The organism is Paraburkholderia terricola, from assembly GCF_900142195.1.
Classification (GTDB): Bacteria; Pseudomonadota; Gammaproteobacteria; order Burkholderiales; family Burkholderiaceae; genus Paraburkholderia; species Paraburkholderia terricola.
Window position 1 is genome coordinate 212,856 of sequence record NZ_FRAB01000006.1, and the last position, 24,649, is coordinate 237,504.

Annotated in this window: 20 protein-coding genes; 13 read left to right on the plus strand and 7 right to left on the minus strand. The window is 63.9% G+C overall.

The annotated features are described in order from the left end of the window. Positions 1 to 86: 86 nt before the first annotated feature. Both BUE39_RS07905 and uraH read right to left on the minus strand, forming a co-directional pair. Positions 87 to 1,280, minus strand: coding sequence for a urate hydroxylase PuuD (locus BUE39_RS07905; protein ID WP_073428082.1), 1,194 nt, complete (start codon positions 1,278 to 1,280; stop codon positions 87 to 89). A 199-nt stretch (positions 1,281 to 1,479) separates the two neighbouring features. Next, positions 1,480 to 1,833: a hydroxyisourate hydrolase gene (gene uraH, locus BUE39_RS07910; protein ID WP_073428083.1), complete on the minus strand. Its 354-nt coding sequence runs from the start codon at positions 1,831 to 1,833 to the stop codon at positions 1,480 to 1,482. A 537-nt stretch (positions 1,834 to 2,370) separates the two neighbouring features. Here uraH and BUE39_RS07915 point away from each other — a divergent pair. Further along, positions 2,371 to 3,759, plus strand: a complete 1,389-nt coding sequence (locus BUE39_RS07915; RefSeq protein WP_073428084.1) for an 8-oxoguanine deaminase — start codon at positions 2,371 to 2,373, stop codon at positions 3,757 to 3,759. Positions 3,760 to 3,830: 71 nt separating this feature from the next. Here the strand turns inward: BUE39_RS07915 and BUE39_RS07920 are convergent, their stop codons facing one another. Continuing rightward, complete coding sequence (locus tag BUE39_RS07920; protein WP_073428085.1) at positions 3,831 to 4,763, minus strand: LysR substrate-binding domain-containing protein; 933 nt, start codon at positions 4,761 to 4,763, stop codon at positions 3,831 to 3,833. A gap of 250 nt (positions 4,764 to 5,013) precedes the next feature. Here BUE39_RS07920 and BUE39_RS07925 point away from each other — a divergent pair, with 250 nt between their 5' ends. From BUE39_RS07925 to BUE39_RS07940, 4 genes are all read left to right on the plus strand, one after another. Then, positions 5,014 to 6,615, plus strand: coding sequence for an ABC transporter ATP-binding protein (locus BUE39_RS07925; protein WP_073428086.1), 1,602 nt, complete (start codon positions 5,014 to 5,016; stop codon positions 6,613 to 6,615). A 44-nt stretch (positions 6,616 to 6,659) separates the two neighbouring features. Continuing rightward, positions 6,660 to 7,766, plus strand: a complete 1,107-nt coding sequence (locus BUE39_RS07930) for an ABC transporter permease (RefSeq protein WP_073428087.1) — start codon at positions 6,660 to 6,662, stop codon at positions 7,764 to 7,766. Between the two features lie 78 nt (positions 7,767 to 7,844). After that, complete coding sequence (locus tag BUE39_RS07935; RefSeq protein ID WP_073428088.1) at positions 7,845 to 8,774, plus strand: ABC transporter permease; 930 nt, start codon at positions 7,845 to 7,847, stop codon at positions 8,772 to 8,774. Between the two features lie 68 nt (positions 8,775 to 8,842). Then, positions 8,843 to 9,949 (plus strand): BMP family ABC transporter substrate-binding protein, encoded by a 1,107-nt coding sequence (locus tag BUE39_RS07940; RefSeq protein ID WP_073428089.1) that lies wholly within the window; start codon positions 8,843 to 8,845, stop codon positions 9,947 to 9,949. A 148-nt stretch (positions 9,950 to 10,097) separates the two neighbouring features. Here the strand turns inward: BUE39_RS07940 and BUE39_RS07945 are convergent, their stop codons facing one another. Next, positions 10,098 to 10,304 carry a dodecin gene (locus BUE39_RS07945; protein ID WP_073428090.1) on the minus strand — a complete coding sequence of 69 codons (207 nt, stop codon included), beginning with the start codon at positions 10,302 to 10,304 and terminating at the stop codon, positions 10,098 to 10,100. 290 nt (positions 10,305 to 10,594) lie between these two features. Here BUE39_RS07945 and BUE39_RS07950 point away from each other — a divergent pair, with 290 nt between their 5' ends. From BUE39_RS07950 to BUE39_RS07965, 4 genes are all read left to right on the plus strand, one after another. Then, positions 10,595 to 12,187: an ABC-F family ATPase gene (locus BUE39_RS07950; protein ID WP_073428091.1), complete on the plus strand. Its 1,593-nt coding sequence runs from the start codon at positions 10,595 to 10,597 to the stop codon at positions 12,185 to 12,187. Positions 12,188 to 12,339: 152 nt separating this feature from the next. Then, entirely contained in the window at positions 12,340 to 13,764 is a 1,425-nt protein-coding gene (locus BUE39_RS07955) for an aldehyde dehydrogenase family protein (RefSeq protein ID WP_073428092.1), read from the plus strand. 128 nt (positions 13,765 to 13,892) lie between these two features. Next, a complete protein-coding gene (locus tag BUE39_RS07960; protein WP_073428093.1) occupies positions 13,893 to 15,083 on the plus strand; it encodes an NAD(P)H-dependent flavin oxidoreductase in 1,191 nt (396 codons plus the stop codon). Between the two features lie 70 nt (positions 15,084 to 15,153). Continuing rightward, positions 15,154 to 15,822 carry an OmpW/AlkL family protein gene (locus tag BUE39_RS07965; protein ID WP_073428094.1) on the plus strand — a complete coding sequence of 223 codons (669 nt, stop codon included), beginning with the start codon at positions 15,154 to 15,156 and terminating at the stop codon, positions 15,820 to 15,822. Between the two features lie 40 nt (positions 15,823 to 15,862). On the opposite strand, the gene BUE39_RS07970 is transcribed toward BUE39_RS07965, so the two are convergent. The 3 genes from BUE39_RS07970 to BUE39_RS07985 form a co-directional block, all read right to left on the minus strand. Beyond that, positions 15,863 to 16,066: a DUF1289 domain-containing protein gene (locus BUE39_RS07970; protein ID WP_073428095.1), complete on the minus strand. Its 204-nt coding sequence runs from the start codon at positions 16,064 to 16,066 to the stop codon at positions 15,863 to 15,865. Positions 16,067 to 16,137: 71 nt separating this feature from the next. Further along, complete coding sequence (locus BUE39_RS07975) at positions 16,138 to 17,508, minus strand: phospholipase A (protein WP_083083785.1); 1,371 nt, start codon at positions 17,506 to 17,508, stop codon at positions 16,138 to 16,140. A gap of 572 nt (positions 17,509 to 18,080) precedes the next feature. After that, positions 18,081 to 19,385, minus strand: coding sequence for an Nramp family divalent metal transporter (locus BUE39_RS07985; protein WP_073428097.1), 1,305 nt, complete (start codon positions 19,383 to 19,385; stop codon positions 18,081 to 18,083). Positions 19,386 to 20,149: 764 nt separating this feature from the next. Here BUE39_RS07985 and BUE39_RS07990 point away from each other — a divergent pair. From BUE39_RS07990 to BUE39_RS08005, 4 genes are all read left to right on the plus strand, one after another. After that, a complete protein-coding gene (locus tag BUE39_RS07990) occupies positions 20,150 to 21,250 on the plus strand; it encodes a polyamine ABC transporter substrate-binding protein (protein WP_073428098.1) in 1,101 nt (366 codons plus the stop codon). Positions 21,251 to 21,342: 92 nt separating this feature from the next. After that, positions 21,343 to 22,509 carry an ABC transporter ATP-binding protein gene (locus BUE39_RS07995; RefSeq protein WP_073428099.1) on the plus strand — a complete coding sequence of 389 codons (1,167 nt, stop codon included), beginning with the start codon at positions 21,343 to 21,345 and terminating at the stop codon, positions 22,507 to 22,509. Then, positions 22,506 to 23,435 carry an ABC transporter permease subunit gene (locus BUE39_RS08000; protein WP_073428100.1) on the plus strand — a complete coding sequence of 310 codons (930 nt, stop codon included), beginning with the start codon at positions 22,506 to 22,508 and terminating at the stop codon, positions 23,433 to 23,435. The genes BUE39_RS07995 and BUE39_RS08000 overlap by 4 nt, the downstream gene beginning before the upstream one ends. Continuing rightward, a complete protein-coding gene (locus BUE39_RS08005) occupies positions 23,435 to 24,250 on the plus strand; it encodes an ABC transporter permease subunit (protein ID WP_073428101.1) in 816 nt (271 codons plus the stop codon). The genes BUE39_RS08000 and BUE39_RS08005 overlap by 1 nt, the downstream gene beginning before the upstream one ends. The last annotated feature ends 399 nt before the right edge of the window (positions 24,251 to 24,649 follow it).

Here is a 24,649-nt window from a genome sequence, read left to right on the forward strand (position 1 = left end):
AATCCCAAAATAAAAACGGGTTCCCCGCTCGCGCGAAAAACCCGCCTCATACCTCACCGAAACCGGGCCTCCCGCCGGCCATTCGACTACTTCACCGCACCGCCTTCGAACCACGCGGCGATCTTCATGCGCTCTTCGTCGGTCATGTGCGTGACGTTGCCGAGCGGCATCGCTTTCAACGTCACCGCCTGCTGATAGATCCGCTGCGCGTTCTGCGAGATTTCATCCGGCGTATCGAGCAGCACGCCGGCCGGCGCGCTGCCCATCATCGTCGGATGCGCCGAATGGCAGGCGGCGCAGCGCTGTTGCAGCACCGGCGCGATGTCGGCCACCTTGACCGCCGGCGCGTTCGCGGCCTGCGCTTGCGGCACCATCGGCTTGGGCATGGTCCAGAACAGCGCGCCGAACATCAGCACGACGCCGACTATCGGCAGATACCACAGCACCTGGCCGCGGTGACGCATCACGAAGAACTGGCGGATCAGCGCGCCGGCCAGCATGATGATGACGAGCACCGCCCAGTTGTACGGATGCGTGTAGGTCATCGCGTAGTGATTCGACAGCATCGCGAACACCACCGGCAGCGTGAAATACGTGTTGTGCACCGAGCGCTGCTTGCCGCGCTTGCCGTAGACCGGATTCGGCGTATCGCCCTTGAGCATCGCGTCGACCATCTTGCGCTGGCCCGGAATGATCACGAAGAACACATTGGCCGACATGATCGTCGCCAGCATCGCGCCCATGATGAGGTAAGCCGCGCGGCCCGCGAAGATATGGCACGCGAGCCACGTCGCGATCAGCACATAAGCGCCGACGCAGATGCCGAGCACCGTATCCCGGTTGCCGAGAATGCGGCACAGCGAGTCGTAGACGATCCAGCCCGCGGCGAGAAAGCCGAGCGCCGAGGCCACCGCGACCACCGGACCCATGTCGAGCACGTTCTTGTCGATCAGATAAGTCGTGGGCGAGAACAGATACAGCACGGTAAAGAGTGCAAAGCCCGACAGCCACGTGGTGTACGAGGGCCACTTCGACCAGTGCAGATCTTCCGGCATTTCCGGCGGCGCGACGGTGTACTTCTGCATGTTGTAGAAGCCGCCGCCGTGCACGTGCCACAGTTCGCCGAACACGCCGCGTTTGCGCTGGTTCGGGTCCTGCGGCGGTTTGAGGCTGTTGTCGAGCGCGACGAAATAGAACGACTCGCCGATCCATGCGATCGCGGCGACGACGTGGAACCAGCGAATCGCCAGATTCAGCCAGTCGGTGATAAAGCCTTCCATGAAACTCCTCCACTTCTGATTCGTTTTATCGCGCGACGACGCGAGTGCCTTGATTGCCTTTTCAGGGACCCGCCGAGCGCGGGTAATCGGCATGCAACGCGTGATCGCGCGGAATGCGGGGTGAAAGACGCGGTGCGCTCAGTTCGCACGGCGCCGTTGTTCTGGGCACGCGGACCGCACGTCCCCATGACGTGTTTCCTCAACTGCCTCGATACGTGCTGTACGACCACGGCGACACCAGCAGCGGCACGTGATAGTGCGCGGCGGGGTCGGCCACGCCGAAGCGCAGCACCACACGGTCGACGAAACGCGGCTCCGGCACCTTCGCGCCGATCGACGCGAAGTAATCGCCGGCGCCGAATACGAGTTCGTATTCGCCCGCGACCAGTGCGTCGCCTTCGAGCAGCGGCTGATCGCAGCGGCCGTCGCTATTGGTGAGAGTGGATTTGAGCGCGCGGCGCGTGTCGCCCGAGAGCGCGAAGAGTTCGACCTTGATGCCCGCGCCGGGACGGCCGTTCGCGGTGTCGAGCACATGGGTGGTGAGCTTTCCCATTCGCAATTTTCCTTATGTGAATGCGAGGTTTCGGCGGCGGCCCGATCCAGATACGGTTGCGGCGGATCGAGGCTCCACGTCAGTGGCTACATACCCGTCGGCGAAATGAAGCGAGCGCCGTGGCATCCATTGTAAAAAGCTTGTTCGTGTCGGTGCGCGCGAGATAGGAAAGATAATAGCTGGCGCATGACGGACACTCCGCTGGAAGCGGCCACGAGCCGTTTCGTTCGACCCGTGCAGTGGATTCGATCGTAGCGGGGCCAAAAAAGACCCACTATATCGCCGGCGTGAAGTTGGGTATCGCACCGGCGCGAGTTGTCAGCGTTATTTTGACCGTCGAAGGTTACGGCTGTGCGCCGCAGCAAACGCGAGTCGAACCTTAGCCTAACCAGACTCACGCGCGGCGCCACCCGAAGACGGCGCAAACACGCTGGGTAACCGGGCCAACGGCGTTCGACGGAACGCGGCGGCACGGCGAGCGTGCCGTCGCATCGCGTTCGAACGGCTTTGCACGGCAAGCATGAAGCGGAGAAACGAATGACGATGGAGCAAGCGGTCAACGAGCCGAAAAGAACGATGCTGGTGAAGCACGCGGACGTACTGGTCACGATGGACGGCGCGAGGCGCGAACTGCGCGACGGCGGCCTGTATATCGAGGACAACCGCATCGTCGCGGTCGGCCCGACGGCGGAGTTGCCGTCAAGCGCCGACGAGGTGCTGGACATGCGCGGTCAACTGGTGATTCCGGGGCTCGTCAACACGCATCACCACATGTATCAGAGCCTGACGCGCGCGCTGCCCGCCGCGCAGAACGCCGAGCTGTTCGGCTGGCTGACGAATCTCTACAAGGTGTGGGCGAACCTCACGCCGGAAATGATCGAAGTCTCGACGTTGACCGCGATGGCGGAGCTGTTGCTCTCCGGCTGCACGACCTCGAGCGATCACTTGTATATCTACCCGAACGGCAGCCGGCTCGACGACAGCATCGCGGCCGCGCGCCGGATCGGCATGCGTTTTCACGCGGCCCGCGGCAGCATGAGCGTGGGCCGCAAAGACGGCGGCTTGCCGCCGGATTCGGTGGTGGAACGTGAAGCGGACATCTTGCGGGACACGCAGCGACTGATCGAGACGTATCACGACGAAGGGCGTTACGCGATGCTGCGTATCGTGGTCGCGCCATGCTCGCCGTTTTCCGTGAGCCGCGATCTGATGCGCGAATCGGCGGTCATGGCAAGGCAATACGGCGTGTCGCTGCACACGCATCTCGCGGAAAACGTCAACGACATCGCGTACAGCCGCGAGAAGTTCGGCATGACGCCGGCCGAATATGCGGAAGACCTCGGCTGGGTCGGCCATGACGTTTGGCACGCGCACTGCGTGCAACTCGACGAAACCGGCATCGAACTATTCGCGCGCACCGGCACGGGCGTCGCGCACTGTCCGTGCTCGAACATGCGGCTCGCGTCGGGCATCGCGCCGGTCAAGCGGATGCGTCTTGCGGGCGTGCCGGTGGGATTGGGCGTCGACGGTTCGGCATCGAACGACGGCGCGCAGATGATCGCGGAAGTGCGTCAGGCGCTGCTGTTGCAGCGAGTCGGTTTCGGCCCGGATGCGATGACCGCGCGCGAAGCCCTGGAAATCGCGACGCTCGGCGGCGCGCAGGTGCTCGGTCGCGACGACATCGGCGCCTTGGCGCCGGGCATGGCGGCGGACTTCGTGTCGTTCGATCTGCGTCAGCCGCTCTTCGCGGGCGCGTTGCACGACCCGGTCGCGGCGCTGGTGTTCTGCGCGCCGTCGCAGGTGAGCTACAGCGTGATCGGCGGCAAGGTAGTCGTGAAGGACGGACGGTTGACGACGCTGGAACTCGGACCGGTCATCGAGCGGCATAACCGCTTGGCGCGGACGCTTTACGAGGCGGCGGCGTAAAACCGCAAGAACGGCAAGCGATGCTATCGGCATGCATGCAGCCTGGATGCCGATAGCGGAGCGCCAGGGTTTCAGGGCTTGTCGATCAACGTCCGGGTCGCTTCGGCGACCAGACCGCGCAGCCAGCGTACTTCGTCGGAGTAGTGCACGCGTTCGTGCCACAACTGGTAGTACTGCATCGGCGGGAAATCGAGCGGGGCGGGCACCACGGTGAGCGGCAGGAACTTCGCGTAGTAATCGGCAAAGAGGCGCGTTGTCGTGAAGATCAGATCGGACTTGATGAGCACATACGGCGCCAGGTTGAAGTACGGCAACGTGACGACCACGTGACGCTTCAGGCGCTCACGCGCGAGGTGCACGTCGATCGCGCCGCGCTGGCCCACCGAATACGGAGTCGGCGCGAGATGCGGTGCATTGAGGTACTGGTCGAGCGTGAGCCCGCCGCGTTTGGCGAACGGATGCGCGTTGCTCATCAGGCAGACGATCTGATCGACGAACAGATTCGACAGATGCAATTGCTCCGGCGGCTCGGGCCAGTTGCCGACCACGATGTCGAGCTTGCCGTCCTCGAGCGCGAGTTCATAGTCGAAGGCGGGGCCGAGCGAATGGAATTCGAGCGTCGCGTTCGGCGCGGCCTGGCGAAAACGTTCGACCACCGTCGGCACGAACAGCACGTTCAGGTAGTCCGGGCAGCCGATGCGATAGCAGCGGATCGAGGTCGCCGGATCGAAGTTGTGCTGCTGGAACTTGATGCGCTCGATTTCGCGCAGCGCGTTCTGCACCGGTTCGAGCAGGCGCAGGCCGTATTCGGTCGGCACCATGCCGGATTTGCCGCGCACCAGCAGCGGGTCGCCGGTGATGTCGCGCAAACGGCGCAGCGCGGCGCTGATGGCGGGTTGCGATTGATTCAGCTTGACGGCGGCGCGCGTCACGCTGCGCTCCATCAAGAGGGTGTGCAAGACGCGTAGCAGGTAGGTATCGATCGCCTCGCGTTGCTGGCTCATGACTTCTCCGAAATATATGTTCTGGCTGATCGAATGGGCGTGTGGGTATATGCGTTTTAATATGGACGAAAAACCGCGTCAAGGGTGGCATACCCGCAAAGCAAGCAGTGGCGCGGGTTTGCGGGAATTTTGAAGGCTCGACTGAGTGGGTCGAATTAGGTATCGTCATCCGGTTGTGGTGACGGATCGTCTGCCGGCAAGGCGGGCGGACGCGTTGTAACCGGCAGTCACCGACGTACTACGGAAACACATGAGCGACTCTTCTTATAGCGACGGCGCCGCCGCGCAGCCGGCAACGACGCCGGAACAGGCGGCGCCCCGGCTGGTGCTCGAGGGCATCACCAAACAGTACCCGGCCGTGCGCGCCAACGACGACGTCACGTTGATCGTCGCGCCGGGTGAAATCCATGCGGTGCTCGGCGAAAACGGCGCCGGCAAGAGCACGCTGATGAAGATCATCTACGGCGCGGTGCGGCCCGACGCCGGCGAGATCCGCTGGGAAGGCGAGGCGGTCGAGATCGCGAGTCCGGCGGCGGCGCGCAAGCTCGGCATCGGCATGGTGTTCCAGCACTTTTCGCTGTTCGAGACGCTCACGGTCGGCGAAAACATCGCGCTTGCGCTCGACGAGCCCTTCGACCTGCAGACGCTGTCCAAGCGTATTCGCGAAGTCTCCGCCGATTACGGCCTCGACATCGACCCGCAGCGTCACGTGCATAGCCTGACGGTGGGCGAGCGGCAACGCGTGGAGATCGTGCGCTGTCTGTTGCAGAACCCGCGCCTGCTGATCATGGACGAACCGACTTCGGTGCTCACGCCGCAAGCGGTGCGCAAGCTGTTCGAGACGCTGCGGCGGCTCGCCGCCGAAGGCTGCAGCATTCTCTACATCAGCCATAAGCTCGACGAAATCCAGGAACTGTGCGACACCGCCACCGTGATGCGCGGCGGCCGCGTGACCGGTCACGTGAAGCCGAAAGAGGAAACGCATGCGTCGCTCGCGCAGTTGATGGTCGGTCATTCGCTGCCGGATTACACGCGTCGTGAACACAAGCCGGGCGCGGTGCTGCTCGACGTGCAACGGTTGTCGGTGACGAGCGACGATCCGTTCGGCACCTCGCTCGAGAACGTGTCGTTCGGCGTGCATGCCGGCGAGATATTCGGCATCGCGGGCGTGTCGGGCAACGGGCAGGCCGAATTGCTGTCGGCGCTATCGGGCGAAAAGCGCGGTGTGCGCGCCGATGCGGTCACGATCTGCGGCAAGCCGGCGGGGCGGCTCGGCGCGGGCGCGCGGCGCGCGCTCGGCTTCGGCTTCGTGCCGGAAGAGCGGCTGGGCCGCGGCGCGGTGCCGGCGATGACGCTGTCGGAGAACGCGCTGCTTACCGCGCATCGCCAGCAGATGGTGAATTCCGGCTGGATCAAGGCGGGCGCGATGCGCGCGTTCGCGAGGCGCTGCATCGAAGCCTTCGACGTGCGCTGCGGCGGCTCGGAAGCGTTGGCGCAAAGTCTCTCCGGCGGCAATCTGCAGAAATACATCATGGGCCGCGAGATATTGCAGTCTCCCAAGGTGCTGGTGGTCGCGCAGCCGACCTGGGGCGTCGACGTCGGCGCGGCGGCGTTCATTCGTCAGCAGTTGCTGGATTTGTCGGCTCGCGGCGTGGCGATCCTGGTGATCTCCGAGGAACTGGAGGAACTGTTCGACATCTGCGACCGGATCGCGGTGCTCGCGCGCGGCAAGCTCTCGCCGGTGCGCGCCACCGGCGCGACCAACGCCGAGGAAATCGGCCGCTGGATGGCGGGCCTGTTCGGCGACCGCGAGGGCGCGGCGCCTTCGGCGGAACAGCCGGCGCACGCCTGAAGCGAATCGGCACGGCCAGAACCCAACATAACGACACGCTACCCATGATTCTTCCGTATCGACTCGAAGCACGCACCACGCCCTCGCGCGCGATGCAGCTTGCCGTGCCGCTGATCGCCGCGTTGCTCACGCTCGCGATCGGCTTTCTGATCTTCGGCCTCGTCGGCCGTGATCCGCTGCAGGCAATGCACGCGTTTTTCATCGAGCCGCTTGCCAGCGTGAACGGCTGGTCCGAACTGCTGCTGAAAGCGTCGCCGCTGTGCCTGATCGGCCTCGGCCTCGCGATCGGCTATCGCGCCAACGTCTGGAACATCGGCGCGGAAGGGCAGATGCTGCTGGGCGGCATCGCCGCGAGCGGCGTCGCGATCTATTTCGATCAGGCCACCGGCTGGTGGATTCTGCCGACCATGATGGCGGCCGGCGTGCTCGGCGGCATGGCGTGGGCCGCCATTCCCGCGCTGCTGAAAAGCCGCTTCAACACCAACGAGATTCTGGTCAGCCTGATGCTCACGTATGTGGCGACGCAACTGCTGATCTATCTGGTGAGCGGCCCGTGGCGCGATCCGCAGGGCATGAATTTCCCGCTCTCCGAAATGTTCGGCGGCGACGCGCTTTATCCGACCTTTTCCGGCGACTGGCACTGGAAATGGCTGCGCGGCACGCGTCTGAACGCGTCGCTGTTCGTCACCCTCATCGCGATTCCGCTCGTGTGGCTGTTCATGCGCAAGAGCTTCGCGGGCTACCGGATGAACGTCGGCGGTCTCGCCCCGCTCGCCGCGCGCTACGCCGGCTTCTCCGACAAGAAAACCATCTGGACGTCGCTGCTCATCAGCGGCGGCCTCGCGGGCCTCGCCGGCATGGGCGAGATTTCCGGCCCGATCGGCCAGTTGCAGGCCACGTGGTCGCCGGGCTATGGCTTCACCGCGATCATCGTCGTGTTCGTCGGGCGGCTGCATCCGCTCGGCATCGTGCTCGCGAGCCTGCTGATGGCGCTGCTGTACCTCGGCGGCGAAGCGGTGCAGACCTCGATGCAGTTGCCGCAGGCGCTCTCCGGCGTGTTCCAGGGGCTTCTCCTGTTCTGCCTGCTGGGCGCCGACCTGTTCGTGAACTACCGCGTGCGCCGCCGTTCGCTGGCGCCGCAGGTTCACTGATCGGCTCACTCGCTCATTCGCCGATTGGCTCGCTGATCGGCTGACTCATTGGCTCACTGATTTTTCACGCCGGATCTCATGGATATTCAACAAGCCAGCGCGCTCACATCGAGCGCCGTCACCGCCGCGATTCCGCTGATGTTCGCGGGCGCGGGCGAACTCGTCACCGAGAAGTCGGGCGTTCTGAACCTCGGTGTCGAAGGCATGATGCTGATGGGCGCGGTGACCGGCTACGCGGTCACCGCGATCACCGGCAACCCGTGGCTCGGCGTGCTCGCCGCGATCGGCGCGGGTCTCGCGATGTCGCTGCTGTTCGCGTTCCTCACGCTCACGATGCTCGCCAACCAGGTCGCCACCGGCTTGTCGCTGACGATCTTCGGCATCGGCCTGTCCGCCTATGTCGGCAAGCCGTACACGTCGGCCGCCGTGCGCGAGACGATCGGAACGTGGACCATTCCCGGCCTCTCGAAGATTCCGGTCATCGGTCCCGCGTTCTTCAGCCTCACGCCGCTCGACTATCTCGCGTTCCTGATGTTCGCCGTGATCGGCTGGTTTCTTTATCGCACGCGCGCGGGCCTCGTGCTGCGCTCGGTCGGCGAATCGCCGCAAGTCGCGCATTCGGTCGGCTTTCCGGTGGTCGGCGTGCGCTACGGCGCGGTGGCCTTCGGCGGCGGCATGGCGGGACTCGCGGGCGGCTATTACTCGATCGTCAATCTGCATTTGTGGCAGGAACAGCTCACCTCGGGCCGCGGCTGGATCGCACTCGCGCTGGTGGTGTTCGCGACGTGGCGGCCGGGTCGTCTGTTGATCGGCGCGCTGCTGTTCGGCGCCGTGACGGGCCTGCAGTTTTACGCGCAGGCGATCGGCGTGCCCGTGCCGACGCAATTCCTCGCGATGCTGCCGTACGTCGCGACGGTCGTCGTGCTGGTGCTGATTTCGCGCAACCCGAACACCATTCGCCTGAATGCGCCAGCATCGCTCGGCAGGCCGTTTTTCTCGGCGGGCTGATTGCGCAGCGAGGCGCACGTTTCATTGATTCGACACACTCACATTCGACAGACACGACAGGAGAAAACATGAAGAGAAGCAATCTGCTGACCGCTTTCGCAGGGGGCGCGGCGTCGCTGGCGCTGGGTGCGGCGTTGAGCGCGCCGCTCGCGCAAAGCGCGCAGGCCGCGGAGGCGCCGGGCGTCGCGTTCGTCTACCTGGGCAATCCGGGCGATGCCGGCTGGACCTTCGCGCACGATCAGGGCTCGAAGGAAGCCGAAGCGAAGTTCGGCGGCAAGGTCAAGATCACCCGCATAGAGAACGTGCCCGAATCGGCCGACTCCGAGCGCGTGTTCCGCGATCTGGCGAACAAGGGCAACAAGATCATCATCGGTTCGAGCTTCGGCTACCAGGACTTCGAACTCAAGGTCGCGAAAGATTTTCCCGACACCGTGTTCCTGCACGCAACCGGCTACAAGAAGGCGCCGAACTTCGGCACCTACGACGTGCGCATGTATCAGGGCGCGTATCTGGCCGGCGTCGCCGCGGGCTACGTGACGAAGACCAACACGCTCGGCTTCGTCGCCTCGGTGCCGATTCCCGAGGTGATCCGCAACATCAACGCGTACACGCTCGGCGCGCGCTCGGTGAATCCGAAGGTGCATACCAAGGTCATCTGGATCAATAGCTGGTTCGATCCGGGCAAGGAGAAGCAGGCCGCTGAAACGCTGATCGGCCAGGGCGCCGACGTGCTGCTGCAAAACACCGATTCGAGCGCCACGCTCGCGACCGCATCGGCCAAGCACGTGCACGCGTTCGGCTGGGATTCGAACATGAAGAAGTTCGGCCCCGACGCGCACCTCGGTTCGGTGGTCGCGCATTGGGGCGTGTATTACAACGCGGCGATCCAGCAGGTGCTGGACGGCAAGTGGAAGAACGATCCGGTGTGGTGGGGGATTCCGCACAAGGCCGTGGATCTCGAAGACCTGAACACGTCGGCGCTGCCGGCCGACGCGCAGAAGAAGGTCGCCGCGAAGCGCGACGAACTGGCGGGCGGCAAGTGGGACGTGTTCGCGGGCCCGATCAAGGATCAGGCGGGCGCGGTGAAGGTGCCGGCCGGCAAGACGCTGACCGATCCCGAACTGCAACGTCTGAACTGGTATGTGGAAGGCGTGGACGGCTCGCTGCCGAAATAAATAAGCCAGGGGCTCGCGACCGACGCGCGTGGTGATCGGCGGGCAAGCGCTTTTAGCACGCTGTGCAAGGAGCTGCGTCCAATGCGGACGCAGCTTTTTTCGTTTCGGCGCTTCGGGTTTTGCGTAGCAGGCAAGCGCAACGCCGCCTTTACTCGATACGCAAGCCGACCTTGATGGTCACCTGCCAGTAAGCGACTTTGTCGTCCTCGATCTGGCCCCGCGTTTCCGTGACTTCGAACCAGTGCAGATTGCGCAAGGTTTTCGACGCTCGGGCGATCGCGGTGCTGATGGCGTCGTCGATCGATTTGGTCGACGAACCCGTGAGTTCGATCTGCTTGTAGACGTGGTCTGACATGAACTTCCTCCTTTCCTCTTCGTGGGTGTCCAAAAAGTATAGGCAACGGATCGCGCGCGCCGCCGGCACCGTTCGCCGTTCGAACGAGCGTTGTCGCACGTCGCGTACCCGATAAATGGGGCGGGTGGCGAACGCGAGGCCAGGCGGGCCATTCGCCACGCCTTCGTGGACGCGCGGCCCGCGCCGCGCGGCGCTGAGGCCCGGCCGCAGGCCGCGCGCGCAGGTTAAATTCGCGATAACCTGCTAAAATATGCGGTTTTTCGCCGATATCACATTCAAAGGGACGCGCCGTGCTGTCTACCGCCAATATCACCATGCAATTCGGGCCAAAGCCCCTCTTCGAGAACATCTCGGTCAAATTCGGGGAAGGGAACCGCTATGGCCTGATCGGTGCGAACGGCTGCGGTAAATCCACCTTCATGAAGATTCTGGGTGGCGATCTGGAGCCGAGCTCGGGCAACGTGATGCTCGAGCCGAACGTGCGCCTCGGTAAATTGCGCCAGGACCAGTTCGCCTATGAAGACGTGCGGGTGCTCGACGTCGTGATGATGGGCCACACCGAAATGTGGGCCGCGATGACCGAGCGCGACGCGATCTACGCGAACCCCGACGCCACCGACGACGACTACATGCACGCCGCCGAACTCGAAGCGAAGTTCGCCGAGTACGACGGCTATACGGCCGAGGCGCGCGCGGGTGAACTGCTGCTCGGCATCGGCATCGCGATCGAAGACCACAACGGCCCGATGAGCAACGTGGCGCCGGGCTGGAAACTGCGCGTGCTGCTCGCGCAGGCGCTGTTCTCGAAGCCGGACGTGCTGCTGCTCGACGAGCCGACCAACAACCTGGACATCAACTCGATCCGTTGGCTGGAAGACGTGCTGAACCAGTACAACTCGACGATGATCATCATCTCGCACGATCGCCACTTCCTGAACCAGGTCTGCACGCACATGGCGGACATGGACTACGGCACGCTGAAGGTCTATCCGGGCAATTACGACGACTACATGCTGGCGAGCACGCAGGCGCGCGAGCGTCAGCAGAACGCCAACGCGAAGGCGAAGGAACGCGTGGCCGATCTGCAGGACTTCGTGCGCCGCTTCTCGGCCAACAAGTCGAAGGCGCGCCAGGCCACCAGCCGTCTGAAGATGATCGACAAGATCAAGATCGAGGAATTCAAGCCGTCGTCGCGGCAGAACCCGTTCATCCGCTTCGAGTACGAGAAGAAGCTGCACAACATCGCCGTGGTCGCCGAGCGCATCACGAAGAAGTACGAGCGCACCATCTTCAACGACTTCAGCATCAGCGTGCAGCCGGGCGAGCGGATCGCGATCATCGGCGAGAACGGCGCGGGCAAGACCACGCTGCTGCGCGCGCTGCTCGGCAAGCTGCAACTCGATCACGGCACCGTGAAGTGGGCCGAGAACGCGAACGTCGGCTACATGCCGCAAGACACGTACGAGGAATTTCCCGACGACGTCACGCTGATGGACTGGATCGACACGTACCGCAAGGAAGGCGACGACGAGCAGATGGTGCGCGGCACGCTCGGCCGGCTGCTGTTCAATGCGGACGACATCCGCAAGTCGGTGAAGGTGCTGTCCGGCGGCGAGAAGGGCCGCATGATCTGGGGCAAGCTGATGCTGGGCCGCCACAACGTGCTGCTGATGGACGAGCCGACCAACCACATGGACATGGAGTCGATCGAATCGCTGCAAATCGCGCTCGACAAGTTCGAAGGCACGCTGATTTTCGTCTCCCACGACCGGGAGTTCGTGAGCGGACTGGCGAATCGCATCATCGAAGTGAAGACCAACGGCACGCTGAACGACTTTGGCGGCAACTATGAAGATTTCCTGTTGAGCCAGGGTGTGCAGTAAGGTTTTCGAGCCTCTCGCCCAGGCGTCATGTGGCACCGCCAGGCCCGCTTCCTCGAAGCGGGCTTTTTTCATGGCCCGAAGATTGCACACAGTCAGGCGTCGCAGCGCTGACTAGAATGGATAGATCAATCCTGAGCCACGGACGGACCATCATGAAGACCTACGACAAGCTCTATATCGACGGCAAATGGATCGCGCCGTGCGGCACCGGCACGATCGACGTGATCGACTCGGGCACCGAGGAGATCATGGGCCGCATCCCGGAAGGCATCGAAGCCGATGCGGAAAACGCGATTGCCGCCGCGCGCGTCGCCTTCGACGCCTGGGCCGCGACGCCGCCCGCCGAACGCGGCGACTATCTGCGCAAGATCGCAGCGAACCTGAAGGCGCGCACCGACGAACTGGCCGCGCTGATCGCCGGCGAAGTCGGCATGCCGTTGAAACTCGCGCGCGCGATTCAGGTGGGTAGCCCGATCTACAACTGGGGTGCCTACGCGAAGCTCGCAGCGGAGTTCCAGTTCGAGGAGCGCGTCGGCAATTCGCTGGTGGTGCGCGAGCCGGTCGGCGTGGTGGCGGCGATCACGCCGTGGAACTATCCGTTCAACCAGATCACGCTGAAGGTCGCCGCGGCGCTCGCTGCGGGCTGCACGGTGGTGCTCAAGCCGTCGGAGGTCGCGCCGTTGAATGCGTTCGTGCTCGCCGAGGCGATCCACGAAGCCGGCTTGCCGGCCGGCGTGTTCAATCTGGTGAGCGGTTACGGACCGGTGGTGGGCGAGGTGCTCGCGAGCCATCCGTCGGTCGACATGGTGTCGTTCACCGGTTCGACGCGCGCCGGCAAGCGGGTGTCCGAGCTGGCGTCGGCGACGGTCAAGCGCGTCGCGCTCGAACTCGGCGGCAAATCGGCCTCGGTCATCCTCGACGATGCGAATTTCGCGGCGGCGGTGAAGGGCACCGTCGACGCATGCTTCCTGAACTCCGGACAAACCTGCTCCGCCCACACGCGCATGCTGGTGCCCGAGGCGCGCTACGACGAAGCGCGCGCGCTCGCGAAGCAGGCCGCCGAGGCGTACGTGGCCGGCGATCCGCGCAACGAGACGACCCGGCTCGGACCGTTGGCTTCGGCGCTCCAGCAGTCGCGTGTGCAGCAATACATCGCGAAGGGCGTCGAGGAGGGCGCTGAACTCGTGACCGGCGGGACGGGTCTGCCGGATGGTTTATCCAGAGGCTTTTTCGTGAAGCCGACGGTATTCGGCCGCGTGCATCCGAAGGCGACGATCGCGCAAGAGGAAATCTTCGGCCCGGTGCTCTCGATCCTCACATACAAGGACGAGGAAGAAGCCGTGCGAATCGCCAATGACTCACCCTATGGACTCGGCGGCGCGGTATGGGCCGGCAGCGATGAGCGCGCGGCCGGCGTCGCGCGGCGCATTCGCACAGGGCAGGTCGACATCAACGGCGGAGCGTGGAATATGGCCGCGCCGTTCGGCGGTTTCAAGCAGTCGGGGTTCGGGCGCGAGAACGGCGTCTATGGACTCGACGAATACCTCGAGTTCAAATCCATGCAATTCAAGCTGTGATCCGCATGACCGGCGTCAACTAGGCATCACAAGCGCTGAAGTCGCGAACAGGCTCGTTGATCCAGCGCAACGCAAGCCGCACCCGACGGTCGATTATCTGCGTTTCGATAGTCACCGCTCGGGGCGCCATGCTCACTTCTCATTCCTTTCCACCGCTCATCATCCGCGGCCGCTCGTTACTGCCTATCGTGCAGGGCGGCATGGGCGTCGGTATCTCCGCCCATCGCCTTGCCGGCAGCGTTGCCCGCGAGGGCGCGCTCGGCACCATCGCCAGCATCGACTTGCGCCATCACCATCCCGACTTGCTCGAACGCTGCGCTCAGTCGCCGGACCGGGCGACTCTGGAGCAGGCGAATCTGACCGCGCTGGCCCGCGAGATTCATGCCGCGAAGGCACTCAGCGAAGGCCGCGGCATGATCGCCGTGAACGTGATGAAGGCAGTCAGCGCGCAGGCGGACTACGTGCGCGTCGCGTGCGAGAGCGGCGCGCACGCAATCGTCATGGGTGCGGGTCTGCCGCTCGATTTGCCGGATATGACCCAAGGCCACGACATCGCGCTGATTCCGATTCTCTCGGATAGCCGCGGCGTCGCGCTCATGCTGAAGAAGTGGATGAAAAAAGGCCGCTTGCCCGACGCCGTGGTGATCGAACATCCGGCGCACGCAGGCGGCCATCTCGGCGTCACCCATCTTGCCGACATGCACGATCGACGCTTCGACTTCGTGCGCGTTCTCGAGGAACTCGAGACGGTCTTCACCTCGCTCGGCCTGAAGCGTGACGACGTACCGCTGATCGTCGCGGGCGGCATCAATAGTCATGAAGCGGTGCGCGAACTGCTCGACGCCGGGGCGAACGGCGTGCAACTCGGCACGCCGTTCGCCGTCACCGAGGAAGGCGACGCGCATCCGAACTTCAAGCGCGTGCTGGCCGAAGCCGCGCCCGAGGACATCGTCGAATTCGTCAGCGTGACGGGGCTGCCCGCGCGTGCCGTGAAGACGCCTTGGCTGGTGCGCTATCTGCGCCAGGAAACGAAGATCCGCGAGAAGGTCGGCGCGCTCAAACATGCCTGTCCGACCGCGCTCGAATGCCTGAGCGTGTGCGGCTGGCGCGACGGTATCGAGAAGTTCGGCCACTTCTGCATCGACACGCGGCTCGCCGCGGCATTGCGCGGCGACGTCGCCAACGGCCTGTTCTTCCGCGGCCGCGAGGCCTTGCCGTTCGGCTCGGCCATTCGCAGCGTGCACGATCTGATCGAACTGCTGCTGACCGGCGCAACGCGACCGTCGGTCGCAGGGCGCTGGGCGTTTTTCCTGGGTTGATACCGGTCAACGTAGGGGCTGACGAGAGCTTCGACAATCCCCATGTCCACACCAACAAGAGGGGAATCACATGAAGCACTCGTACAGAAACGTTCTCGGGCTGAGCATCAAGGCCGCCGCCGTCGCGGCGAGCCTGTTATGCGCGGGCCTTCTCGCGCCGCAGGCGCAGGCCGCGGGCGATGATCCGATCAGCGGCATTCACGCCGGCGACGTGCTGGTGCGTTTGCGCGCGATCAGCATCATGCCGAACGTGGACACCACGCAATCGCTGTCGGCGCTCAACGTGGGCGTGAACAACGCGATCGTGCCGGAACTGGATCTGACTTACATGATCCGCGATTATCTCGGCGTCGAGCTGATTCTCGCCACGTCGCGCCATCAACTGACGTCGAGCCTCGGCAATCTCGGCGGCGTGAACGTGTTGCCGCCCACGCTGCTGCTGCAATATCACTTCAATCATGCCGGGCGCATTCGCCCCTATGTCGGCGCGGGCATCAACTACACGCTGTTCTATAACAACGGCGCGAACGTGGGCGGCCAGCCGATCTCGGTCACCAATCACAGCTTCGGCCCCGCGTTGCAGGCGGGCGTGGACGTGCAGGTGACCAGGTCGCTGTTCGTCAACGCGGACATCAAGAAGATCTGGATGCATACGGATGCGTCGCTCGGCGGTCAGTCGCTTGGCCGCTTGAGCATCGATCCGGTGATCGTGGGGTTGGGTGTCGGCATGCGGTTCTGAGCGCCACCGCCAGGAAGAGGGAGCGGGAGAGGGAGAGGGACTACAGCTTGTCGTTCTGAAAGCGCATGGCGGTGCCGTCCTGCTCGATCCGTACCCACACCGCGCGCTTTTCCTCGTCGCTCAGAAACACCCAGTTGGAGACCTCGGTGGCGGTGCGGCCGCAGCCTTTGCACACCTCGTCGAAGAGCGTGGAGCAGACGCCGATGCAGGGGCTGTCGGGTAGGTCATGGAGATTCGAAGCCATCGGAAACCTTGGGGCGAAGAAGCGAAGTTCCGCTATGTTAAACGATGCGGCGCGCGCCCCTTGCCCCGCTTTCAGCGCGCGATGCTGTAGCCGATGCGCGCCATCCAGTGCTGGCGGTTGTTGTAATCCAGCAGATCCTCGCCATAACCGTTGAAATAGCCGACCCACAGATAGCCGCCCCACGCGCTGCCCAGCAGTTTGGCGAGCGGATAGGTGAATTGCGTGTCGATGCTGCCGTACCAGTGCCTGGTGCCCTTGCGCAGGGTGGTCGCGAGTTGCCAGCCGTCCGGGCTGCCGTATTTGACCAGCAGGTCGACGTAGCCGCGATAGTCGGCGATGTCGGGGTTGCTGCTCTTGCCGAGGTAGTAATAGATTTTCGGCGAGACGCTCAGGTGATTGCCCGTCAGATCGCCGAATTCCCACGTCGGCCGGATAAAAGGCATGTTGATGCTGCGCGAGTCCGCGCCGCCTTTGCCGTTCGATTCGTGGCTCAGCCCCGCGGCGAACCCCATGCGCGTGAACCACGAACTGCGCCAGCCCGTGTCCGGCACGTAGTAGAAGAATTGCGGACTATAAGTCGTATCGCGGAACGGCCGCGAGTCGGCGGACAGGTTCCAGATCGAGGTCTGCGTATAGGCGAAATAGACGTTGTCGAGAAAGGCTTTCGAGCGCAGGTCGTCCGGCATCATGAGGCGGTATTTGAAGCTGAATTGCAGCCGCGCGTTCGTGTCGCCGTTGTGGCCGGCGGCGATGTACATCGGGTCGTAGTAGGAGACGTGGGCGAGCACGCCGCGTCCGGGCGTGGCGAGCGAGTCGCCGGGCGGCGACATCGCGTCGCCGGTCGGGCCGTCGACCGCCGCCGCGGTGGCCGCGGCTTGCGCCGGGGTGCTCGCCTGGCTTTCCGTGCGTTCGGCCTGGGCGATCGCGATCTGTTGCGGCCCGCGGTTGATTGCGACGAGTGCCGGCGAAGCGTCGAAGCCGACCGGATCGATCCGCACTTCGCCGCGCGCCCACTCGGGCCACGGCGCGGAGAAGCGGACCTTGCGGAACTGGCCGGGCCTCAGGCGCAGCGTGTCGGGCACGCCCGCTTCGCGCTGCAAGTCGAGCGGTTGCGGCGATCGTTCGGCGCCGTTCAGTCTCACGCGGATCGTCGGCGGCACGGTGACGGTGAGGGGTTTGGCGTCGTCGGCGGAATAGAGCAGCGTGATTTGCAACGGCTCGGTGGCGGCGGCCACGCGCGCCGGCTGCAGCATGGCGACGGTCGCCCGGGCCTCGCGCGGCGTGGCCGCGGTTGCGGCAATGACGACGATGGCGAGGAACGGAAACAGCGGCGCGAAGGGTGACGTGCGGCTTGATGTGCGGCTTGACGTGCGCGCGCTGGCACGGCGAGTTCGAGGTGACTTGAGACGGGCGAGGCGATTGAGCGAAACGGCGAAACGCATGGGCTGTCGTCCAGGGAGCAAGGGCAGCGGGCGAAACGGCGCGGCGGGTGTCGAATCGCGACAGGGCACCGGCACGCCGGAACGCACGCGCGGAAGCGCGAGGGCGCGAACGTGGCACAAAAAGGCAGCGGCGCGATGCGCGGCCGCTGCCGCGAGCTTGAGGCCCTGGCCGGCGGGGCGCGGGCCGAGGGCGGCGTCGCCGATTATGGCGAAATACTCAGGCGATGCTCGCCAATTTACTTCATCCGGAGCCGGGGGCGAGAAAAGGTCGCGTGGGTTGGTTGATGGTCGAGCCTTGGGGCGTGGCTTCGTAGCGCGGCTTCAGAGGCCGGTTTCATAGCGCGGCTTCGTAGCTTGGCTTCACAACCCGACTTCATGGCCCGGCTTCTTAGCCGACTTCATGGCCCGGCTTCGCAACCCGACTTCACAGCCGACTTCACAGCCGACTTCACAGCCGACTTCACAGCCGGCTTCAAGCCGACTTCATGGCCCGGCTTCATAGCCGGCTTCACAGCCCGGCTTCAAAGCCAAGCTTTCCAGCCAAGCTTCATCACCCACACCATCAACCCGCTTCATTCTCCGAACGCCAACTGCCACAGCAGCGTGCCGTTGATCACGAGGATCAGCGTGGCGCACAGCCACGCCAGCACGAGCGGCACGCCGCGCACGCGCCAGTCGCCCATCAGCCCGGCGTTCGACGTGTAGCGGATCAGCGGCACCACCGCGAGCGGCAACTGCAGACTCAGCACCACCTGGCTTGCCACCAGCAATTGATTCGACCCGTGCTGGCCGAACAGCGCGACCGCGAAGAGCGCCGGTCCGATCGCCAGCGCGCGGGTGAGCAGCGCGCGCTTCCAGCGCGGCAGGCGGATGCGCAAAAAGCCTTCCATCACCGCCTGACCGGCCAAGGTGCCGGTGACGGTCGCGCTCAAGCCGCACGCGAGCAGCGCCGCCGCGAACAGGATGCTGGCCCAGGGCGTGCCGACCAGCGGCGCGATCAGCCGGTGGGCGTCGGCGAGATCGGTGATGTCGCGATGGCCGTTCGCATGGAACACCGCAGCCGACACGATCAGCAGCGCCGCGTTGATCACGAAGGCAAACGAAAGGGAAGCGAAGGTGTCGATATTGACGACGTGCAACGCGGCCTTGATCTCGGGGTCGCTGCCGCCCGGCGCGTGCTGCTTGACGAGCGCGGAGTGCAGATAGAGGTTGTGCGGCATCACCGTCGCGCCGACGATGCCCGCCGCCAGCCACACCATGCCCGCATTGCGCAGCAACTCGGCGCTCGGCACCGTGCCGGCCAGCGCGGCGTGCCAGTCGGGATCGGCCAGCGCCAGTTCCACCACGAAACACAGGCCGACGAAACCGATCAGCGTCGCGATCACCGCTTCGAGCTTGCGGCCGCCTTTCTGCTGGAGCGCGAGGAGCGCGAACGTGCAGACCGCCGACATCAGCACGCCGACCGTCAGCGAGACGCCCAGCAGCAATTGCAACGCGACGGCGCTGCCGACCACCTCCGCGACGTCGCACGCGATGATCGCGACCTCGCTCGTGAGCCATAGGAACAGCGTGCCGCGCCGGCCGGTGCGCTCGCGGCAGACCTGCGCGAGATCGCGCCCGGTCACGACGCCGAGGCGCGAGGACAGCCATTGCAGCAGCATCGCCATCAGGCTCGACAGCAGCACCATGCCGAGCAGCCGATAGCCGTAGCCCGCACCGGCGCCGAGCGCGGTCGCCCAGTTGCCCGGATCGACATAGCCGACCGCGATCAGCGCGCCCGCGCCGACGAACGAAAACCAATGCGCTGGACGTGCCGGCCCGCCATCCGGCAGACGAGGGCGGCGATTGGGGCGCAACGCGAATGGATTGGTGTTCATCGATGCCCTGAGCGTAAAGACTGCATGGCTTCGCAAGCCACGTGCCCGCGGCGGGTCGGGCACGCGGGGGCGGCGAGAGGTCCGGCGCGGCCGCGGGATTGCCGGCGCGTTGTCGTTCGGATCTCTGGCAGCTATTGTGCGCCGACGAACGCGAGGCGGCTCGCGCTTGCCGAGACGCTAGCCGGTTCGCATAAAGACGCGCGAACGGCGCGGGAATCGACGCGGGAACCGACGCTGGAACGATGGAGGAACGGCGCACGAACCGACGCGGGAACGACGCACGAACCGACGCGGGAACGACGCACGAACCGACGCGGGAACGACGCACGAACCGACGCGGGAACGACGCACGAACCGACGCACGAACCGACGCACCAACGGCGCACCAACGGCGCACCAACGGCGCACAAACCGACGCAGCAACAGGGCACCAACCGACGCGCAAACGGCGCACAACCCGCCTCTCCGCCGGCCGCTTCCAACGAGAGCGACGCAAGCCCCGAACGCCGCGACCGGAGCAAGAGAAGGCCGCGCCGCCGCCGTCGATCTTTTTTTCGGGTGGACAGGCGCCGATAACCCGCTAAAATTGCGCGCAATTTTCCAGCGCGCGGCTTACGCTGTACCGTTTGCGCGACAGGCGGGCATTTTTTTTGGACCGCGCAATAATTGATGGTAGTTTTCGGATTTTTCAGGGGAGCCGTGTGCGCTGTGCCGCGGCATGGGTGGCGACGGTCGGCTCGCGCCGGCCACGATCGGAGAACGGAATGAAAAGACGGGTAGTGGGGCAAGTGGCGGCGCTGGTCTTGTGCGCGGCGCCGTGGTTGACGGCCGTTGCGAAGGATACGCAACTGAACGTGTATAACTGGTCCGATTACATCGCCAAGGACACCATTCCGAACTTCACCAAGCAGAGCGGCGTCCAGGTCAAATACGACAACTACGACAGCGACGACACGCTGCAAGCCAAGCTCCTCACCGGCAATTCCGGCTACGACATCGTCGTGCCGACCAGCAATTACGCCGGCAAGCAGATCGCCGCGGGCATCTTTTCACCGCTCGACAAATCGAAGCTGCCGAACCTCAAGTACCTCGACCCCTCGCTGATGGCGCTCGTCGCCGGCGCCGATCCGGGCAACAAGTACACGGTGCCCTGGGCTTACGGCACGACCGGCCTCGGCTACAACGTCACCAAGGTCCAGCAGATTCTCGGCAAGAACGTGCCGCTCGATAACTGGGACGTGCTCTTCAAGCCGGAAAACATCTCGAAGCTGAAGGCCTGCGGCGTGTCCGTGCTCGACGCGCCGGACCAGATGTTCGCCGCCGCGCTGCACTACATCGGCAAGGATCCGATGAGCACGAACCCGGCCGACTACCGCGCCGCGCTCGCGATGTTGAAGAAGATCCGTCCGTACATCACGCAGTTCAACTCGTCGGGCTACATCAACGACCTGGTCGGCGGCGACGTCTGCTTCGCATACGGCTGGTCGGGCGACGTGGTGATCGCGAAGCACCGCGCGGCCGAAGCGAAGAAGGCCTACAAGATCGAGTACTACATTCCGAAGGGCGGCGCCCCGGTGTGGTTCGACGTGATGGCGATTCCGAAGGATGCGAAGAACAAGGAAGCCGCGCACGAGTGGATCAACTACATCGAAACGCCGCAGGTTCACGCCGCGATCACCAATGCCGTCTACTACCCGAGCGCGAACCTCGAGGCGCGCAAGTACGTGGACAAGGACGTGGCGAGCGACCCGGCCGTGTATCCGCCGCCCGACGTCATCAAGACGCTGTTCCTGCTGAAGCCGCTGCCGCCGGAAGTCCAGCGGCTGCAAACGCGGCTGTGGACTGAATTCAAGTCCGGCCGCTGACCCGCGGCTTCCATGAACGGGTAAGCATCATCATGAAGCCCTCGGTGTTCACCGGGGGCTTTGTTCGTCAAACGCCGGAGTAAAGCATTGTGATGAGTAGTGACCAGTCGGGCGCGCTGGCAGGGTCGGCCGCGCCGTCGCCGGGCCTTAACGCCGCTACGGGCGACGCAGCCGATAACTTCGTCCAGATCGTCGATGTCGTGAAGAAGTTCGGCGAGACCGTGGCGGTCAAGGGGGTCAACCTGTCGGTGAAGAAGGGCGAGCTGTTCGCGCTGCTCGGCAGTTCCGGTTGCGGCAAGTCGACCTTGCTGCGCATGCTGGCCGGCCTCGAAAGCGTGACCTCGGGCAAGATCCTGATCGACGGCGAGGATCTCGCGCAATTGCCGCCGTACCGTCGGCCGGTCAACATGATGTTCCAGTCGTACGCGCTGTTTCCGCACATGACCGTGGAGACGAACGTCGCCTTCGGTCTGAAGCAGGAAGGCGTGCCGAAAGCGGAGCTCAAGGATCGCGTGCAGGCCGCGCTCGATCTCGTGCAGATGGGCCGCTTCGCGAAGCGCAAGCCGCATCAGCTTTCCGGCGGTCAACAGCAGCGCGTGGCGCTCGCGCGATCGCTCGTCAAGCGGCCGAAGCTGCTGCTGCTCGACGAGCCGATGTCCGCGCTCGACAAGCAGATCCGTCAGCGCACGCAGATCGAACTGGTCAACATTCTCGACAAGGTGGGCGTGACCTGCATCATGGTCACGCACGATCAGGAAGAGGCGATGACGATGGCGAGCCGCCTCGCCGTGATGAGCGAAGGCGAGATCGTGCAGCTCGGCACGCCGCATGAGGTGTACGAGTATCCGAACAGCCGTTTTTCGGCGGAGTTCATCGGCTCGACCAATCTGTTCGACGGCCATACCGTCGAGGACGAGCCCGATCACGTGTTCATCGAAACGCCCGACCTGTCGTGCCGGCTGTACGTGAATCACGGCATCACCGGTCCGCTCGGCATGCCGGTGACGATCTCGGTGCGGCCCGAGCGCATCGCGCTCACGCGCAAGCCGCCCGAGGGCGCGTACAACTGGGGCAAGGGCGTCGTCACGAATATCGCTTACATGGGCGGCTATTCGCTGTATCACGTGAAGCTCGAAGCCGGCAAAACGGTGATCGCGAACGTGACGAGCCTTGCGTTGACGGAAATCGATCCGCCCACCTGGGGCGACGAAGTGTATGTGCGCTGGAGCGCATCGGCCGGCGTGGTGCTGACGTCATGAAGCGCTCGCTCAATGCCTTCGCAAGCTGGCCGGTGCGCCGCTTCAATCTGACCGGCCGCACCGCGGTGGTGGCCGGCCCGTTCATCTGGCTGCTGCTGTTTTTTCTGGTGCCGTTCCTGCTGGTCGTGAAGATCAGCTTCGCCGATTTGCAGCTTGGCATTCCGCCCTACACGGAGTTGACGAACTTCGCGGAAGGCGCGCTTCGCATCACGCTCGACTTCTCGCATTACGCGTTTCTGCTCACCGACAGCCTCTATTTCGCGACCTATGTGAATTCGGTGGTGGTCGCCGCGATTTCGACGGTGCTGTGTTTGCTGATCGGCTATCCGATGGCGTATTACATCGCGCGCTCGAATCCGGCGAGCCGGAATCTGCTGATGATGGCCGTGATGCTGCCGTTCTGGACGTCGTTTCTGATTCGCGTGTATGCGTGGATCGGCATTCTGAAGAACAACGGCTTGCTGAATAACTTCCTGATGTCGATCGGCGTGATTCATACGCCGATCGAGCTGTATCACACGAATACCGCGGTGTATATCGGCATGGTGTATTCCTACCTGCCGTTTCTCGTCATGCCGCTGTACGCGCATCTGGTGAAGATGGACATGACCTTGCTGGAAGCCGCTTACGACCTCGGCGCGAGGCCGTGGAAAGCGTTCTGGCAGATCACCTTGCCGCTGTCGAAGAACGGCATCATCGCCGGTTGTCTGCTGGTGTTCATTCCGGCGGTGGGTGAGTACGTGATTCCCGAATTGCTCGGCGGCGCGAATACGCTGATGATCGGCCGCGTGATGTGGAATGAGTTCTTCGACAATGCCGATTGGCCGATGGCCTCCGCGGTGACGTGCGCGATGGTGTTGCTGTTATTGGTGCCGATGGCGTTTTTCCAGTACGCGCAGGCGAAGGCGATGGAGGAAAGGCGCTGATGAAGCCGAACCGGGTTTTGCAGTTCATTGCGTTGGGGCTGGGCTTTCTGTTTCTGTATGTGCCGATCGTGAGTCTGATCGTGTATTCGTTCAACGAATCGCAACTCGTGACGGTCTGGACGTGCTTTTCCACGCGCTGGTATGCGGCGTTGCTGCAGGATGAAGAACTGATCGCGGCGGCGTGGCTGTCATTGCGGGTGGCGTTGCTGACGGCGTTTGCGTCGGTGATCATCGGCACGTGGGCGGGCTTCGTGCTGGCGCGAATGGGACGGTTCCGCGGCTTTACGCTGTACACGGGGATGATCAATGCGCCGCTGGTGATTCCCGAGGTGATTCAGGGGATTTCGCTGCTGCTGCTGTTCATCGAAATGGCGAAGTGGTTCGGGTGGCCGGCGGGGCGTGGCATCTTCACGATCTGGATCGGGCATGTGATGCTGTGTATTTCGTATGTGGCGATCATCGTGCAGTCGCGTGTGAGGGAGTTGCATCCTTCTCTCGAAGAGGCCGCGCTGGATCTCGGGGCGACGCCGCTGCGGGTGTTTTTCTCCATTACGTTGCCGTTGATTTCGCAGGCGCTTGTTTCGGGGTGGTTGTTGTCGTTTACCTTGTCGATCGATGATCTGGTTTTGTCGGCATTCCTGTCCGGGCCTGGGTCGACTACGCTGCCGCTGGTGGTTTTTTCTCGCGTTCGGCTGGGGTTGAATCCTGAGATGAATGCGCTGGCTACTTTGTTTATTGCTGTGGTTACTGTTGGGGTTGTGGCGGTTAATTATTTTATGCAGCGGGCGGAGAGGAAGAGGGTTGTAGTGGGGTAGCCGGTTTTTTTTTGCCTTTTCGGCGGTTGGTTGGGTTGCTTGTGGTGGTGGCTTTTCCTTGTGATCTTAGTGGTCTATTGGCGTTGCCCCTGTGCGGGGCAATGCTCTCAACTTAAGCCTCAAAGAGCTTGTAAACGAGGCATTGCCCCTGTAAACTTCATCGCATAACTCACTGATAAATCAACGATATGAACTCAAATACCAGCGTCCTCGCGGCTTCTGGCTGAGTTCTCCGATTTCCTGCTCGATCCGGCGCTCGCCGATCGCGTGCGTCGTTCTCCCACTGCCTTTACCCGCAATCGCACACTGACCTTGCCGCGCATGGCCGCGCTGATGATGTCCGGCATGTGCGCCAGTGTGCAGGCCGAACTTGACGCGCTATTCGGCGCACTGGGAAGC

Bases quoted from the DNA above. Each gene is read 5' to 3' on its own strand.
- uraH (WP_073428083.1), bottom strand. From the start codon at position 1,833: ATGGGAAAGCTCACCACCCATGTGCTCGACACCGCGAACGGCCGTCCC.
- BUE39_RS07995 (WP_073428099.1), top strand. From the start codon at position 21,343: ATGAGTAGTGACCAGTCGGGCGCGCTGGCAGGGTCGGCCGCGCCGTCG.
- BUE39_RS07925 (WP_073428086.1), top strand. From the start codon at position 5,014: ATGAGCGACTCTTCTTATAGCGACGGCGCCGCCGCGCAGCCGGCAACG.
- BUE39_RS07960 (WP_073428093.1), top strand. From the start codon at position 13,893: ATGCTCACTTCTCATTCCTTTCCACCGCTCATCATCCGCGGCCGCTCG.
- BUE39_RS07945 (WP_073428090.1), bottom strand. From the start codon at position 10,304: ATGTCAGACCACGTCTACAAGCAGATCGAACTCACGGGTTCGTCGACC.
- BUE39_RS07985 (WP_073428097.1), bottom strand. From the start codon at position 19,385: ATGAACACCAATCCATTCGCGTTGCGCCCCAATCGCCGCCCTCGTCTG.
- BUE39_RS07940 (WP_073428089.1), top strand. From the start codon at position 8,843: ATGAAGAGAAGCAATCTGCTGACCGCTTTCGCAGGGGGCGCGGCGTCG.
- BUE39_RS07920 (WP_073428085.1), bottom strand. From the start codon at position 4,763: ATGAGCCAGCAACGCGAGGCGATCGATACCTACCTGCTACGCGTCTTG.
- BUE39_RS07990 (WP_073428098.1), top strand. From the start codon at position 20,150: ATGAAAAGACGGGTAGTGGGGCAAGTGGCGGCGCTGGTCTTGTGCGCG.
- BUE39_RS07970 (WP_073428095.1), bottom strand. From the start codon at position 16,066: ATGGCTTCGAATCTCCATGACCTACCCGACAGCCCCTGCATCGGCGTC.
- BUE39_RS07935 (WP_073428088.1), top strand. From the start codon at position 7,845: ATGGATATTCAACAAGCCAGCGCGCTCACATCGAGCGCCGTCACCGCC.
- BUE39_RS08005 (WP_073428101.1), top strand. From the start codon at position 23,435: ATGAAGCCGAACCGGGTTTTGCAGTTCATTGCGTTGGGGCTGGGCTTT.
- BUE39_RS07905 (WP_073428082.1), bottom strand. From the start codon at position 1,280: ATGGAAGGCTTTATCACCGACTGGCTGAATCTGGCGATTCGCTGGTTC.
- BUE39_RS07975 (WP_083083785.1), bottom strand. From the start codon at position 17,508: ATGCGTTTCGCCGTTTCGCTCAATCGCCTCGCCCGTCTCAAGTCACCT.
- BUE39_RS07915 (WP_073428084.1), top strand. From the start codon at position 2,371: ATGACGATGGAGCAAGCGGTCAACGAGCCGAAAAGAACGATGCTGGTG.
- BUE39_RS07955 (WP_073428092.1), top strand. From the start codon at position 12,340: ATGAAGACCTACGACAAGCTCTATATCGACGGCAAATGGATCGCGCCG.
- BUE39_RS08000 (WP_073428100.1), top strand. From the start codon at position 22,506: ATGAAGCGCTCGCTCAATGCCTTCGCAAGCTGGCCGGTGCGCCGCTTC.
- BUE39_RS07965 (WP_073428094.1), top strand. From the start codon at position 15,154: ATGAAGCACTCGTACAGAAACGTTCTCGGGCTGAGCATCAAGGCCGCC.
- BUE39_RS07930 (WP_073428087.1), top strand. From the start codon at position 6,660: ATGATTCTTCCGTATCGACTCGAAGCACGCACCACGCCCTCGCGCGCG.